Source organism: Alcaligenes sp. GW821-FHT11D07, assembly GCF_058808495.1.
Genome location: NZ_JBXART010000001.1, coordinates 1,153,581 through 1,170,392 on the forward strand (window position 1 = coordinate 1,153,581; position 16,812 = coordinate 1,170,392).

Genomic DNA, 16,812 nt, shown 5'->3' on the forward strand with positions numbered 1-16,812 from the left:
GAACTCCATCAACAATTAAGATCCGCGCTGGGCGGGATTCGGAACGCCGGCCACCGGTCGGGGCCAGAAATCAGAGACGGCCATGAGACAAGCGGCGTCAATCCGCTCACAGCAACACCTTGCTTACTCAGGCATACGCACAAAAATTTTGGAAATCCCAATGCACACCAGGGGCTGATTCCACCAGTTCACGGGTATAGGCCTGGCTAGGCTGGCTAATGACACGGCTGGGATCACCGGTCTCCACAACTCGGCCTTTTTGCATCACCACAATGCGGTCGGAAATCTGCGCGGCCACCCGCAAATCGTGCGTGATGAACAAAATCGCGACGCCGGTTTTGCGCTTGATATCCACAAGCAGCTTGAGCACCTGCTCTTGAACCAGCACGTCCAGGGCGGAGACAGACTCGTCCGCAATCAGTACATCCGGCTCCATCACAATGGCGCGTGCCAGACAGAGACGCTGCCGCTGCCCACCAGAAAATTGATGGGGATAGCGGTCCAGCACATCAGCCTCCAGCCCTACAATGGACAGCACCTGCGTCACCCGCTCCAAGGCCAGCCTGGAATCAATGCCAATGTTGTGCATCCCTTCTGTTAAAGACTGCCCAATCGTGACGCGGGGATTCAAGGAGCGGTACGGGTCCTGGAACACAATCTGAACCTTGCGCCGCTGCGCCAAGCTTCGGTCCTTGCAAGCTGCCGGCAAGGTCTCCCCATTTAAGGTGATTTGCCCGGAACTGGCCTCGACCAAGCCAATAATGCAGCGGGCCAGGGTGGATTTACCGGAGCCGGACTCCCCCACAATGCCCAGCACTTCGTCACGTCGGATATCCAGATTGATGTCACTGAGCGCATGCATTTTGCGGCCCTTGGAGAACCAGCAATCCGAGCCATACACTTTGCCCAGACCTCGAGCACTCAAGACAATCTCGTTCTGCACAGCCTCTTTTTCAGGAGGATGCACATTGGGGACGGAGGCAATCAAAGAGCGCGTATAGGCTTGTTGCGGATTGGACAAAATCTGCTGGCATGTCCCCATTTCCACGCTGTCGCCCCGCTTCATCACCAGAATTCGGTCAGCAATATCAGCCACCACACCGAAGTCATGGGTTACGAAAATCACGGAAGTGCCACACTCGCTTTGCAGCTCCTTGATCAAGCTCAGAATCTGCTTTTGCGTGGTCACATCCAAAGCAGTCGTAGGTTCATCAGCAATCAAAAGACGCGGCTGCAAGATCAGCGCCATCGCAATCATGATGCGTTGGCGCTGACCACCAGAGAGCTCGTGGGGATAGGCCATGAACAGTTTTTCTGGCTCGGGCAAACGCACCCGCTCCAGCATGCTGATCACACGTTGACGGCGCTCCTGCCGGGAGCTGTTTTTCTCGTGGATACGGATGACCTCGTCAATCTGTTCACCCACCCGTTGAACCGGATTCAAGGCCGTCATGGGCTCCTGAAACACCATCGACATGGCTGAGGCTCGCAAGGACAGCAACTGCTCTTTGTCCATCGTCAACAGGTTCTGCCCCAGCAGTTCGATGCTGCCCTGGCTGACGCGCAGCGTATCGGGCGGCAGCAAACCCATGATCGCAAAGGAACTCAAGGACTTGCCCGATCCGGACTCACCCACAATGCACAAGGTTTCACCCGCATACACATCAAAGCTGAGCTTGTTCACCAGCTGACGCGGCTGGGCTGCTTTGGTCTCGATGCACAAGTCTTTGACAGACAAGACGCAAGGCGCCGCGGTAGAAGTAGTATTCATTCTTATGTCTCCTGCCAGCTTCACTTACAGCCGTGTGACCAGCTTGGGGTCCAGAGCGTCGCGTAAAGAGTCGCCCAGGATGTTGATACTGAGAATCGTGATGGACAGCACCAGACCGGGGTACAGCACAATGCCCGGAATCAACTGAAAGTACAGGCGACCTTCAGCGATGATGTTCCCCCAGGACGGCATTTCTGGTGGGATGCCCGCCCCCAGAAAACTGAGAACCGCTTCCAGCAAAACGGCCGAGGCAAAGACATACGTGCCTTGCACGATCAAAGGCGCAAACGTGTTAGGAAACATGTGGCGTGACAAAATCACATAGGCCGATGTTCCCACCGTCATGGCCGCTTCCACATAGGGTTCAGAGCGCACACTCAAGATCACGCCTCGCACCAAACGGGTCATGCGCGGGATTTCCGGGATCGCAATAGCAATCAGCACCGTGGACAGACTGGCCCCGGATACCGACACCAAAGCAATCGCCAGCAAAATACCGGGAATCGCCATCACCCCATCCATCACCCGCATGATGACGGCATCCAGACGCCGAAAATAACCGGCCAAAGAACCCAGAATCACCCCAAAGAACACGCTGATGGCCAGAACACCGAAACCCACCATAAAGGACACCTGAGCCCCGTACACCACACGGGAATACAGATCACGCCCCAGCGCATCGGTCCCCAACCAAAACTGCTCGGAAGGCGCTTGCAGACGCACACTAGGGTCCAGTTGGGTAGGATCTTGCGTCCCCAGAAAGGGGGCAAAAATCGCCATCGCCGCCATCAATATCAGGAATAGCAAGGCGGCACGAGCCGAATGACTGGCGACCACTTTTTGCAACTTGTTGAGCTTTTGCATCTTGTTCTACCTATAAAAAGCGACGGCTCAATAATCGATCCGGGGATCGACCAGCATGTAGGAGATATCAATCAAGAGATTCACCCCCACATACACCAGCGAAAACAGCACAATCAAGGTCTGGATTACCGTAAAGTCGCGGGACAACACCGCATCCAGCACTAGCCGGCCCAGACCTGGAATGTTGAAGACAGACTCTGTCACCACCACCCCGCCGATCAGCATGGTGATACTGATGCCGATAATCGTCAGAATGGGGACGGCCGCATTACCCAAGGCATGACGCGTCAGCACACGGCGCTCACACAAGCCTTTGGCGCGAGCGGTACGGATGTAGTCCTCATTCAAGGTGTCGATCACACTGGTGCGCACAATGCGGGTAATCAAGGCGATGTACACCGTCCCCAGGGACACGGCAGGCAGAATCAAATGCCGTATGTGCTCCCACAGACCATCACTCAAGGGCTTGTAGCCCTGTACGGGTAACCAGCGCAGTTCCAGCGAGAACAGCAGGATCAACAGATAAGCCACGATGAATACCGGCACCGAAAACCCCGCCACAGAACCGGCCATTACAAAACGATCCAGCGACTTGCCACGGAACCAGGCTGAACACACGCCCAAGGGAATGGAAATGGCCAGGGTGTAGATCAGGGTCAGCACCGTCAGGGAAATGGTGGGGCCCATTCGGTCCAGCACCAATTCCTTGACTGGACGGTTGGAGATCAAGGACATGCCAAAGTCTCCTTGCACCATGCTGCCCAGCCACTGCACAAACTGCACCGGCACGGGCTGATCCAGTCCCATCTGATGGCGAATTTCCGCAATCTGCTCATTGGTGGCGCTGTCACCGGCCACCAGGATGGCTGGATCGCCGTGCGTCATGCGCAAGACCACAAAGATCACCAGCGCCACAATCAGCAATACCGGTACGGTAGCCAGTACGCGCTTGAAGATAAGCCCAATCATCGCTTCTCCACATTCCAGAAGACGGGAACAGGCGTGGTCAAAAAGCCGCTCAGGTTTTTACGCATGGCGCTGACCATCTTGAATTCCCCCAGCGGCACGATCACCCCTTCGTCCATGATCTGTGTTTGCAGATCGGTGGCCAGGCGGCTCAAGTCAGCCTGACCGCTGGCACGAGCAAACTCCATGCGTGTTTTTTCAATGGCAGGAACATCTGGCCAGCCAAACCAGGCTTTGTCGCCATTAGCAGCCACGGCCATGAAACTCAAGGGATTGCTGACATCAACCAGGCCCGAATAGGTGGTGATGATGCTCCAGCCCCCCTCTTGCACGGGACGCTTGGACGTGCGGCGAGTCTGCACGGTTTGCCAGTCCATTGCCTCCACATTCACGGTGAAACCGGCGTTGCGCAATTGCTGGGCAATGACCGGCACCACGGGGGAGGTCAGGAAATCCGTGGGATGCAGCAAGACCACTGGCTCACCCTTGTAGCCCGATTGCTCCAACAACTTTTTCGCGCCAGCGGCATCACCCTTGAAGTACGCATCGGAGCCCGCCTGCGAGGGAAAAATGCTGTGACAACCAAACACGGCACCGCAGGTTTCAAAGTAGTCCGGGTTGCCGACCTGGGCCTGCATCAAGGGTTTCTGATTCAAGGCCATCATGGCGGCCTGACGCACCTGCTTGTTGTTGAAGGGTGGCTGCAGGAAGTTAAAACGCATCTCTGTCTGTGCACCCCGCGCGGTGGAGGCGTTCAGGACAATATCCGACTCGTTTTGCAGCAAAGGCAGCAGATCCAGCTGGACTTGATCGATCACATCAATCTCGCCACTGCGCAGCGCATTAACGCCTGTCATGGCATCGGGCATGGCGACCCAACGCACACGATCCACCTTGACCTGCTTGCCCCCTGCCAGGCCACTGGCTGGTTCACTGCGCGGCACGTAGTCAGGGTTCTTCTCAAACACGGCCTGTACGCCGGGGCGGTACTCTTTTTCAACAAAGCGGAAAGGCCCTGAGCCCACTGTCGAGGTAATGGCCTGACTCACCGGCGTGCTGGCCACGGCTTTAGGCATCACAAACAAAGGCAAGGAGCTGGGTTTGCCCATGGCTCGCAGCGCAATGTCGGTGGGGATAGAAAACTGCATGACAAAGGAGCGATCATCCACCACGTCCATTTTTGTCAGGAACTCGGTCATGACCTGACCCATCTTGTCCAACTGGATCCAGCGCTTGATGGACTCCACCGCATCTTGCGCGGTCACCGCCGAACCATCGTGCCAACGCAGGCCGTCACGCAAGGTCATGGTGTAGGTCTGGCCATCTTCCGACACTTTCCAACCTTCCAGCATCTGTGGCTGAACCTGTCCCTGCGCATCTTCGGCCAACAAGGTGTCATACACCATATAGCCGTAATTACGCACAATGTAGGAAGTCGTGATGACCGGGTCCAGGGATCGCAGCGGCGCTTCCATTACCGCAGTCAACGTGGTCTGCGCGCTAACGGCTGTGGGCGCAATCAAGGTGATGGCAAGGCCAGCCCAGACAGCGGCTAACGTTTTGGCAGGACGCAAGCGGTCCTTAAGCAGGTTGCTCATTTTTTGTCTCTCCAGGTAGTTAAAAGCGGTCCGCCTTTGCTCTTATGTCGGCGATCCCGTCATCAGGGGTTTACGGCTTATTCATGGGCCAGCTCCACCAAGGTCGATAGCAAGATGGAACATCCGGCAATCAAATCTTTATCGTGGGTAAACTCTGCGGGGTTGTGACTTAAGCCCCGCACACTTGGTACAAAAATCATGCCGGTCGGGCAGGAGCGCGCCAGCATCTGCGCATCGTGCCCGGCTCCGCTGGGCATACGCTTGACCGTGCAGCCCAGCTCCTTGGCGTGCAGCTCTACTTTGCTGATCAAGGCTTCATCAAACTGCACAGGATCAAAGCGAGCCAAATGCCGGTGCGTGATCTGCACCCCTTCGCGCTGCGCGCAACGCTGTACGAAATCCAGCACTTCTTGCTCCGCCTGGTCCAGAATGGCCTTGTCCACATGTCGCAAATCCACCGTAAATACGGCCTTGCTGGGGATCACATTGACCAGATTCGGAAACAGTTCACAGCGCCCTACGGTGCCTAACTGCGGCGGGCCGTAACGCGCCGTTAATTCCCGTACAAAAGAACCAATTTGCTGTGCCACAACGCCCGCGTCATGGCGCAAGTGCATGGGTGTGGTGCCCGCATGGTTGGAGACTCCTTGAACCTCGAACTCCAGCCAACAAATACCCTGCACACCCGTGACGGCTCCAATATCAATACCTTCATGCTCCAGCACAGGGCCTTGTTCGATGTGCAGCTCCATATAGGCGTGGACTTGAGGCTGCCCGCAAGCAAGCGAGCCGGCATAACCAATGCGCTCCAAGTTTTCACGCACGGTAGTGCCATCAATGCCAACCGTGTCCAAGGCTTGCTGCAAGGACAGGCCTCCTTGAAACACCAGGCTGCCCATCATGTCCGGAGCAAAACGCGCACCCTCTTCATTAGTAAAGGCCACCACTTGCAAGGGGCGATTCAGCTGCACATCGGCGTCATTCAAGCTGGCAACCACTTCCAAACCCGCCAGCACACCCAGGTTGCCGTCATATCGCCCGCCGGTACGCACGGTATCAATGTGCGAGCCGGTCATGACAGGCGCCACATCCAGACGACCGGCGCGTGTCCCGATAATGTTGCCGATCTGATCAATCTGAACACTCATGCCCAGTTCGCGCATCCAGTGGACGAGCTGATCCCGACCGGCCTTGTCTTCGTCCGTCAAGGCCAGACGGCAGACACCGCCCCCGTCGATGGCACCAATCTGCGCCAACTGCGCAATACGCTGCAGCAGGCGTTCGCCGTTAATGGCTAAGCAAGTGCTGGCGGGGCTGTTCATACTGACTCCTGAGCCAGAACCTCTTTGGCGCTCATACCAACAATGCGTTGATACAACTCTGCGTCGGTATCGCCTTCGCTGGCAAAAAATAGGATCTGACTAGTAGCATCAATGCCCAGCGCCTGACGCCAATCTGCTTGTTCGCAAGCGGCCATGCAGGCTGCTACCCCCGCCACCGCAGACTCACCCGCCACGATCGGAGCATCGCCCTTGTCGGCACGAGCCAGACGGCGCATGGTCTGTAAGGCCGCATCGTCCTCCAAAGTCATATAGGCATAGGTTCCTGGGTCCAAAATCTCCCAGGCCAGCAAGGAGATTTCACCGCAAGCCAGCCCAGCCATCACGGTATTCAACTCCCCCGTCACCGAGACAGGTTTGCCTTGGACGGCACTTTGGAACAGGCAGTCAGCCTTATTGGGCTCCACCACAATAAAGCGTGGGCGTTGGGCCCCCAGACGCTCCCACATATGCGCACAAACCGCAGCGGCCAAACCACCCACGCCCCCTTGAATAAAGACATGGCTAACGGGCTTACCGGTCCCAATCTGATCCAGCGCTTCTTGCACCATCACGGTGTAGCCCTGCATCACATCTTTGGGTACATCCATATACCCGGGGTAGGATGTGTCAGACACAACAAAGTACCCATGCTCTTTGGCATCTTCAGCAGCCTGCCGTACGGAATCATCGTAATTGCCCGGAACTCGAATCACTTTCGCGCCAAAGGCGGCAATGGCCTGCTCCCGCCCCGTGCTGACATGCTCATGGATATAGATCACACATTGGCATCCGGCGTTATGCGCCCCCCAGGCCACCGAACGCCCATGATTGCCATCCGTGGCGCAAGTCACCGTCAGGCCGGCGATAAAGTCCCGATGAGCCGGGTCCTTTAAATCGTCCAGCGTCAAATCCGCATTGCCGGTATGAGCCTGCAACTGGCGCAATAACAAGCGATTAACCGCATACGCACCGCCCAAGGCCTTAAAGCTGCCCAAACCAAAACGCCCGGCTTCGTCCTTGTAATACACACCACCCACATCCATCTGCGCGGCAAGCCCCGGCAAATGACGCAAGGGTGTGGGCGTATAGCCGGGCCACTGCACAATACTGGCATGGGCCTGTTCATACGCCGCTACCGACAGAATCGTTTGCAGGGAGGCGCTGTATTCCTGGCTGTCCTGAGCACAGCGGGGATTCAGATACAGTTGCACCGTGTCCTGCTCCTGAACGGCATGTTTGTTCATGTCTGCTCCACTTTGATAGGTTTAATTATTGGACTTCAAGTCCTGAAAACTACGATGTATGGATTCAATCTTCTGCAACTTGCGCGCCACCTGGGTTTCGGCCTGCAAGGCCACCCGGCTAACCAAGTAATTGATCAGACTGAGCGTGCCGGTATGCGAGTCAAACAAGTACTCGCCACGGGTCGCCACGGTGAAGGCAATATCGTTGGAACGCAGCAAGGAACTTTCCAGACCATCAGTCAGAAAAGCCATCTGCACCGATTCGCTACGCAAGTGCTCCACCAAGGAAGGCAGCAAGACCGAGCGGCGACGAAAATCCATCACCAAGGCCAGGTCCCCTGCTTCCACATCGGCCAACTGCTCAGTCAGATGGGCAACCGTGCCCACCGCCAGATGCACATCGGAGCGCAGCTGCTGCAATAAAGAATGGGCATAGCAGGCCAGAATCTGGCCATTGCGAAAACCGAACACCCAGATACGGCGGGCTTTCAATGCAGCTTGGGTGAAGTTATCCAGATGCTGTTCAGTGATGTTCTGGAAAGTGGTGGAAATGTTTTGAACGTCCGCGCTGATAAACGGCGACATATCTGCCTGAATACCGCTATTGGACATGGAGCTCAGACGCTTGAAGGGAGCACCATCCCCCATCTGCTCGCGGGCTGTTACCCGAAATTCGTTGAAACCGTTAAAGCCCAGGCGCCGGAAAAAACGCACGGCCGTGGCTGCGGACACGCCTGCTTTCTCGGCCAGCTCTTGTGCAGAATAAGTCGCCAATTGCCCCATATGAGACAGAACCACATCGGCCAAACGCCGTTCCGCACCCGGCAAGGTATCGAGAATATCCAGGATCGAATCTTTGATGACCATGACACAACCTAAAGTTGAAATTTGTTTTTCACATAATACTTAATAAAATTTAAATTTCAATTCAGGACGCGATGATTTGGCTCCGTATTTACCCTAAAACAGCCGAAATCGAGAATTACCGGAGGGAAACAGCCCCCTCATAGACCGCTTAAAATAAGGAAAGCAGATGAAAACAAGGTATTAACCCTGAGTATGCTTTTGAGACGCTCAGAGAGGATGAAAGCACCCTAACAATCATGAAATTTAAATTTCATGCGTACTAAAAGAAAGACTGTTTTCAAGCAAAATCGTGGCTAAAAACCAGAGCCAACTAGGGTGAACAGCATCAACCCGCCGGCAACAAAGATAAACAGCGGCTAATCAAAATGTCGGCCAGTGCCAGATTTTTAGAAGCGCTACGCGACCATAAGGCGTAGATCTGGCAAGCCAGCATGGCATCCTCCAGGTCCACTGCCAGCAAGTCCGGCCGGTAGGCAGACCCCTCTTGCAAGGCTTGGCGCATTACTGCGGGTGAACTTGCCGATGGCCAACCCGCCCCCACTGGCATCCACTGCCAGCGGCTCCAGCTCATTAAGTGATACTGCCCTGAAGGATTCCGCGCAATACGGCGGCTCAGCAAATTGGGCAAGACCAGTTGTCCCGGCAAAGCTGCCAAACGCTCAGAGACCAGGGCCTGGCGCTCCCGCAAGCTTCGCACCCGTTCTCTGGCCTGCTCGTCGCTTGCCGACAGCAAACAGGATTGCCAATCCAGTTCTTTGTGCCAGCGCTCATGCAAAGGGGCATTCGCCTTCTCGTAGCGGGCCTGCAAATCCTCTGAGATGGAGCAGGCCAATAAGCGCGTGCGTAAAGATGTGCTGCATTTCCGCTTTTCAGATTCATTCAGCCATTGGCTGCTCTCATCCCAGGGCCAGATCAAAGCCTGGACATCTTTATCTTCATGCGTCGCCAACAAAGGCGGTACCGGCCAATGTGCTCGGGCTTGCTCCAAAACGATGCGCTCATGCTCGCCCACTGCTTGACGGCTGCTATCGTAGACTTTGATCAGGCTGATGGCTGATTGCCCCTGGGCGTAGTCCTGTACTAAAGACACATAGGCCGCATGCCCTCGTTCCACCAAAAAACCTGAGGCTTGCCGTATCGTCCCCTTCAAACCCAGCACGCTTGTTAAGCGCGTTAAACCACTAAAAGGCGGTGACAGGTCCTGCATGTACTTGTGCAAACTGGCAGTTTCTTTCGTCTCTTGTGCACGGCCAATACGCTGCGGCAGAAACAATAAAAACACTTGCTCCTGGTTCTTCCACAAGACCTGCACACGCAACAAAGACGTAAACAGCTGGATCAACATCTGCCTGCAGGCAATGACACAAATCACGATCCACATCACGTCCGGGGCTTGCACATGGGGATAGGTAAAGACGATCCAGGCCAGCACAAAAATAAAACCCAGGTGCCAGCCATATTTAGACAGACTTTCGGCCTGCACAAAGACCCGAAAGTAGCTGTGCCTCCAGGCCAGAACCGCCAGCATCAGCCAAGCAAACAGATAAACAGCGACCCCCAGCGCCAAAGACGGATAAATCCAAAGCAGTAACGCCAGCACAGCCAATAGCAAGATGCCTGAAGACAGCAGACGCGCCAGAATCATGAAGTACTTACGGGTCTTGCCTTGATAGCCATTGGGCAAGCCTATTTTGGCGTATTCATCCAGCAGCTTTTGAGCACCACGTTTGCCCACCAGCCCAATCGCCCATTCGCACAGCACATGCAGTACGAAAGCAATCAGGATAATGGTTCCAATCGTCATGACCGCCTGATCGGCCATCAGCCATTGCCAGCGCGCGGAGGACCGACCATCAATGACGGTCAGCAATTGCCAGGGCAAGATCAGACTGATCAGCAGTGCGGCTAAAGACAGCAAGACCAGAAGCACGATCAGCAGCAGGCAGCCGCCAGCGTGGCGGCCTAGTGCTTGGTAGACATCCAGAAAATGTTTGGCGCTACGCATGGGAGGTCTCAGGGCAGAATGCGAGTTATTGCCTGACACATGGGCGCATCAAAATCCTTGGACCCTTGGACCCGCGATGGCCAACGATACAAGGGTAAATCGTGCTGCTGAGCCATGCTTTTGCTCAAGCTCCCCAGCTCTTCCAGCACTTGCTTGACCATCTCCCCATGTTTGAAGCTGTGATTCGTAAACACAGCCAAACCGTTGCTGTAGCGTAATGCGGTCAACGAGGGGGGAATCTGCACCGCTGCGCTCGAGTCCTGCTGCTCTTGCCAGAAACGCACTGCTGAATACGACTCAGCCATGACAGTTTCACAAGTAAGCGGACCAAGGACAGCCTGTTGATAGCGCTGCAGACGCTCGGGTCCCGCAAAGGCTGTCTCCATCAAACGAGCCATGCCCTCCAGATACCAAGGGCGCTTGAACATGGCATAGCCATACTGATATAGGTGAAATAGCTCATGGGCTGGGGTTAGGTTACGGCTGGGGTCCAGTTCATGGTTCACATAGATGCGTAGCCCACAGGGCTGCGAGTCCGCCTTGCGAGAGGGGCGACTTTGCACGGGCTCATGAAAAGCCAGGCCGTTTCCTTTACGCATGGCCAGTACATACACATTGATGCCCTGCGCCTGAGCATACCGAGCTTGCTGCAAAGGTGGTGTCAATTGCAGAACATCAGTGTAAAAGTCCCTGGCCGCCTGCAACTGCAAAAGCAAGTCATCAATCCGATCTGGCACACCATTGCCATTCAGATCCTGCGTGTCTGCTAAAGCATGAGGTCCCTGGGTGGCGTACCACAGCTTGAATTCCCCCGCCTCGACGGTATGGGACAGCTCCCCCATGCTTTTGAACAGTTGGCGGGAACACGTGTTGTCCTGTGCATGAGCCACGCTGCCAAACAGTAAACCCAGCAATAGCCAACACGCCTTCACTTTTCCTGACATAGGCCTTCCTTATTACAGCTCAAGCAGATCGTTCAAACCACTTCCACCAAACTCTCGCTCAAGATCTCAAACCCTTGGAAGGTATCGGAGGGCTCTTGCTCCGTAAAAACCTCAAATGACTGGACACGGGCCGCTTTAGGGCCCAGGCGACATTTGACAAGCAGTTGCTCCACTGAACGCGAAGGACCGTGCAGCATGGCCTCCACAGCGCCATCCGGACGATTGCAAACCCATCCTTGCACCCCGTGCAAATGGGCCTGGCTCCACAGCCATTTTCGATAGCCTACCGCTTGCACTTTGCCACCCAGCACCACACGCTGCGTCACCACGGCAAAGGGCTTGTCCATCTTGAATACCTGCTCGATCAACTGTCCGGCCACATCTCGAGCCTGACCATGTTGAATAAAGTGTTGCCCGAACTCCGGATTGCTATTGACCTCGATAATGGCCCATTTCTGTTTGCGGGGCGGCTTACGCAAATCTTCTGCCAATACGTCCACACCGACATGCACGGCGTCGTAAAGCGCCATCCGAGCTCGTACTGCCGCCTCGGCCCATTCAGGATGTACATTCGCTGTCAGATCATGCCCTTCCCCTCCAGAGCCGATATTGGCAACCTCATGCAACTGCACACGCAGGCCGTGAGACACGACAGATAAGGGAGCCAGCCCCGCTTTTTCCAAGTGACGACGCACAGTAGGAGTCAAAACAATCAGCTTGGAGCGTAGATAAGGGTTTTGCTCGCGCTGCTGATTCTTGATTGCCACCAATTCCTCAATACTGTGTTTACCGTCCCCCACTACAAATGCTGGAACGCGCTCAGTGACGGCGCACAAGCACTGGCCGATCACGATTAAACGGTAATCTTTACCCGGAATCTGCTCTTCACAGATGACTGTTTTGGCCCGCATGCCTTTAATCACAGACCACGCTGCCTCAAAATGCGCACGGCTACGAATATCCGTGCTGATGCCTGCTCCGCCCGATCCAGCCAACGGTTTGAGCACAAGCGGCACATCCAGACGCCGGGCAAACTCCCACGCCTTATCAATGGCATCAATGGGGAAGCTGCGACCTTGCGGCGTATTCAAACCTGCCTGACTCAACAGCTTTTTAGTCCATTGCTTATTAGTGGTTGCCTGCGTGGTAGAGGCTCGAGTCAAACCACACATGCCGTTCACAAAGGCAATCTGCTGATGTGAGTCCCCGATCAAAGTCAGCGCGCTATCGACTATATCGACCTGCAAATTGCGTCGATATGCTGCCTGACGCAGCAATCGGGTTTGAATGGCCGCACTATTAAGAACAAAGGAGGCGCCTTGGCAGGACGCATGGTAGGGAGCTGCCGGCGCAAGCACTGGCTTACCCGCAAAGCGATTCACATGCAGCTGATTCGCCAAGGCGTAACTGAGCAACTTCTCTGGCAGATCTTGGAAGCTTTGGCCGTACGCAGAAAAAGCAGGCGTGGCAACGGCAGGATCCGCATTAATTTCAATGACATAGGCATTGCCCTCTGCTGCAGCCTGAAAATCCTGAGCAATGATATCCAGTCCTAATTGGGTGGCATGCGGTATCGCGTGCCAAACTTGCTCAGCCATACGACAGATGGACGGGTGAAGAAATTCCAGCACGCCTACACTTTCCCCACCCAAGGCCACATTGGACACCATTGCCAGCCGCACATACTCTGACGCAGCGGGTACATAGTCCAGACCTTGCCCCAAGACCTGAGTCAAATAATCAAAGCTCTTGATGGGATAGACCTTCAGCAAGGGGTTGCGCTTACGCTCTTCATTTTTCTGCGTAACCAGTTCTTGAACCGTAAGGCGGCCATCGCCCACCACATAGGCCGGCACTCGGCATACGGCGGCCGTCACTTTGCCATTCAAGACAAATACGCGAACCTCATCCCCTTCGATAAAGTCCTCAACAATAATTGTGTTCGTTCCCCCGCCTGCTCTGGCCCAAGCCTGCGTAAATAACGCCTCGTTCGTAATATGGGCCGTTACCCCTTTGCCCCCCGTTCCTGTTCTGGGTTTGACCACTTGTGGCAAGGAGCGAGAAAGGAAGTAGCTCTTGGCTGCATCAAAGGATTGAAATACACGCCCTTGAGGAACAGCAATTCCTGCCTTTTGCAGGAAAAACTTACTAAGCTCTTTATTGTTGGCAATGCGACGCGTCGCCAAAGACAAATCGGGTGAGTTAGGCGAAAAAACAGACACCAAACGGGCCGATTCATAAATTTCAAGACAAATGTTTTTACGTACCTTGGCAGTACATCCCCGTTTTTTAGCTTGATCCCGAATCATGTGATAGACCGGGTTAGCGATACCTTTACGCAAGTAAGGCGACGCCGAATAATCGTTTTCCCCGCCGGACATCACGCGTCTTAGCAAAGCCTGGTTCTCTTTGCTCGCCGCTTGAATCAGAATCGGCGCTGCTGTATCCGCCGTGCCAGCCTGGCTCAAAACGTATCCATAGAAATCTGTTTTCAGAGCAACAGCGCTGTCCAAGCAGCCTTTCAAGCCCGGGTAGGAATTGACCTCAAACAAAAAAAGGTTGCCGTCTTGAATCCCGAAGTCGCAACCCAAGGCATCAATCTCAAAGCCGTAATGCTTTTGCAAAACATGTGCAATCTTGAGCGCAGCCTGAGCAAGATTTTTCTCTATTTTCTGGGCAGTCTTTTTCCCATACAACTGCGCCAGAAAATCCACCGCCTCGTAGGACGAACCCCCGGTAGCCAAATTAGAGGTCAAGGCCCCTGCTCCGACACGTGCATAGTTACGCGCAACTGCCCATTTTCCGGACTTCGCCCTGAATACGGGCACACGAATATCAAAGGGTTTTTGTTCAGCGGAACGACTGGATATATAGCGCTGGATCATCCAGGCTTGGGCTGACTTGCCACGGCAAAAATCTTCCAGACCGTGCACCGACAGCTTCTGACTATCGGTATCACTATCCAATTGATAGACATCAGCATCGAGCTTGGATATCTGGTAGACCTGCTTGCCCCGGTTTGAGCGATAAGGCTTAAGCACCAGACTGCCGTACAAGTCCAGCATTCGCGTCAAATCAAGCACGCTGAGATTCGCGGCCTCGATCATGAGACCAGCAGTCTGACTATCCCTTTGCAAAATATCCAGCGTTACCGCTTTCCCCCCCAATCGATGGCACAGCAGTCGGGTCCGCCCCTTTAAGGAATCTAATATCTGACGCTGGGCGCCGGTATTGGCCGGGGCATTATCAATGACAGCGGGTAAAGCGGAATACCCTTGCTGCCACTTCTGGCCGTCATACAGATAGCCCTTCACCCGCCCCTCTTGCTCGACAAAATCCTGATAGGACAAATAAAGCACCGTTATGCCCTTGGCCCAGGCAGCCTGAGCCAACCCCTTGGCCTCCATAAACCTCACAGGGCTTTTGGGATAGCTCAGCAAGCCAATCAAGGCGTGATCAGATGACAGCGTCTCCACGGCAAGGTCAAACGGAGCGGGCTCAGGGAGGGTAGAAAGGTTAATTTTTTTTGTGAATGACTTCTGGCCATCAGGACCACCCTGGCTGCGAGTCTGCAGATACTTCAAATACGCCACATAGCCCGACAAATAATGCTCGATATCGTCAATCCGCACCCGAAAACTGTGGTGGCGAATAAAAAAGCCATTCACAATCCGGGCCGGATTTTTGAAGAACATGGCCAGTTCAGGCCAGAAAAATCCATCAAGTAAACTTCGGGCACGAGCTTCCAACGCCTGATAAAACTCGTCTAGGGGAAAACCATCCAGCATGGCCTGGACTTGCGGATTGGCGTCAGACTGCATGCGCACAATCATGCGCTGAGCGGCCATCATCAGTTCCAGCAGCGTCGGAAAGGTGGTGATGCGGTTTTGAACAAAGTCCAAATAGCCACGTACATTGTCCAGACCAAATTGGTAGTAACGCTGCTCTGGTTTGTACAAGGTCAGCTCATTGACGCAGTAGCTCAGCCAATGATCATGAGCCTCCCAGTGCTTGGCTTTAATGAAGTAATCAAAGGCTTTTTCTACGCTAGAGAGCCAGCGCTCGTCCTGTGTCAATCCATACAAACGCATCATGCCAAAAGCGGCTTCACCGTCGTAATAAATAATGCGGTGCTCATCTTTCAGGGACAGATCCGGGTAGTTCAACACATGCACAAAAGCGCCTGTGTCCGCGTTCTGCATGTACACAATACCTAGAGCCAATTGCTCCAAGAGCGGCAAGTACTGCGTGTCGCCAGTCAGCTCGGTATATTTGACCAAGGCCAGCAAACACACGGCATTTCCACCCAGCTTGATCTCATTCCCCGTATCCACCAGAAAAGCAGCGCTGCTGCCGTCGGGCAGATCCGCTGTTTTGATCAAGTGCTGCGTCAAATATTGCAGCGCGCGAAGGATAGCCTGCTTTTGATGATCCTGACCAGTTACTTCCCACCCTTCCAACAAGGCATAGGTGGAGCTGGCATGGCGCAAAGCGTTATAAGTGGGGATCGCGCGGTCAAAGCAGGGAAACCAGCCATAGTGGTATTGACCCGTCTGCTTGACCTGCTCGGACAAGTACTGGGTGCTGGCGTCAATCGTGTGACGCACCCGTGTCGGGCCCCAGTCCAGCACTTTCCTGTAGCCGCTATGGCGACCCTTGCTTTCTATTTCATGGACATCCTGCCCATCGCTGAACACAGCCAAGGTCTTGAATCGCCAGACGATTTCATTTGGATTTTGTGGCCAGTCCAAAGCTTGGCCAAAACGCAGACGGGAATAATGCGCCAGGTTAATCGCGTTGGGGGTGGCTTCCCCCAGCTTGCCGTCATACAAAATTGCATTGGCGGCCAGCTCTTGCTCCAGAAACGCGACGGAGAAATCTGCCTTGAAAGACAAACCGAAGCGGAAATAATTCCGTTTCGACATACTCATTCGCTGCTGCTGGTCCGCCCAGCTTAACGCTTCCACCTTATTGACCAGGTCCACTCGCAAACACTGGGCAGGCTTATCTTGCTCAGCAAAGCTAGCCATCAACGCCTGGCTGCCCTGCTCCCAGGCAAGTTCAAAACTCTCCGCTTGTGCAATCTGCACATGGGCACGCTCTTGGCCCTTGCACACACTGAAAAACAGGACGCAGGCTGGCACGCCTTCAGCCCTGTCCGTACCCCTGACGGAGGCCTGTTGTTGCGCCAGCAGCGGCTTACATTGATTCAATAAAACGGTCAGGCTCAT

At 54.6% G+C, this 16,812-nt stretch carries 10 protein-coding genes; all 10 read right to left on the reverse strand.

All coding sequences use genetic code 11. The annotated features are described in order from the left end of the window. Nucleotides 1-127 precede the first annotated feature (127 nt). Complete coding sequence (locus AC1RSM_RS05275; RefSeq protein ID WP_492930165.1) at nt 128-1,771, reverse strand: dipeptide ABC transporter ATP-binding protein; 1,644 nt, start codon at nt 1,769-1,771, stop codon at nt 128-130. A 24-nt stretch (nt 1,772-1,795) separates the two neighbouring features. After that, complete coding sequence (locus AC1RSM_RS05280; RefSeq protein WP_492930167.1) at nt 1,796-2,635, reverse strand: ABC transporter permease; 840 nt, start codon at nt 2,633-2,635, stop codon at nt 1,796-1,798. A 27-nt stretch (nt 2,636-2,662) separates the two neighbouring features. Further along, a complete protein-coding gene (locus AC1RSM_RS05285; protein ID WP_492930169.1) occupies nt 2,663-3,604 on the reverse strand; it encodes an ABC transporter permease in 942 nt (313 codons plus the stop codon). Continuing rightward, nucleotides 3,601-5,199 carry an ABC transporter substrate-binding protein gene (locus AC1RSM_RS05290; RefSeq protein ID WP_492930171.1) on the reverse strand — a complete coding sequence of 533 codons (1,599 nt, stop codon included), beginning with the start codon at nt 5,197-5,199 and terminating at the stop codon, nt 3,601-3,603. Before AC1RSM_RS05290 ends, AC1RSM_RS05285 begins: the two co-directional genes overlap by 4 nt. 77 nt (nt 5,200-5,276) lie before the next feature. After that, a complete protein-coding gene (locus AC1RSM_RS05295; protein ID WP_492930173.1) occupies nt 5,277-6,521 on the reverse strand; it encodes a Zn-dependent hydrolase in 1,245 nt (414 codons plus the stop codon). Continuing rightward, on the reverse strand, nt 6,518-7,765 hold the full coding sequence (locus AC1RSM_RS05300) for a diaminopropionate ammonia-lyase (RefSeq protein ID WP_492930175.1): 1,248 nt from the start codon (nt 7,763-7,765) through the stop codon (nt 6,518-6,520). The genes AC1RSM_RS05295 and AC1RSM_RS05300 overlap by 4 nt, the downstream gene beginning before the upstream one ends. Nucleotides 7,766-7,786: 21 nt before the next feature. Continuing rightward, nucleotides 7,787-8,632: a MurR/RpiR family transcriptional regulator gene (locus AC1RSM_RS05305; protein ID WP_492930177.1), complete on the reverse strand. Its 846-nt coding sequence runs from the start codon at nt 8,630-8,632 to the stop codon at nt 7,787-7,789. 325 nt (nt 8,633-8,957) lie between these two features. Next, a complete protein-coding gene (locus AC1RSM_RS05310) occupies nt 8,958-10,637 on the reverse strand; it encodes a hypothetical protein (RefSeq protein ID WP_492930179.1) in 1,680 nt (559 codons plus the stop codon). Between the two features lie 8 nt (nt 10,638-10,645). Next, entirely contained in the window at nt 10,646-11,581 is a 936-nt protein-coding gene (locus AC1RSM_RS05315; protein WP_492930181.1) for a hypothetical protein, read from the reverse strand. A gap of 32 nt (nt 11,582-11,613) precedes the next feature. Beyond that, nucleotides 11,614-16,812: a YheC/YheD family protein gene (locus AC1RSM_RS05320; protein ID WP_492930183.1), complete on the reverse strand. Its 5,199-nt coding sequence runs from the start codon at nt 16,810-16,812 to the stop codon at nt 11,614-11,616.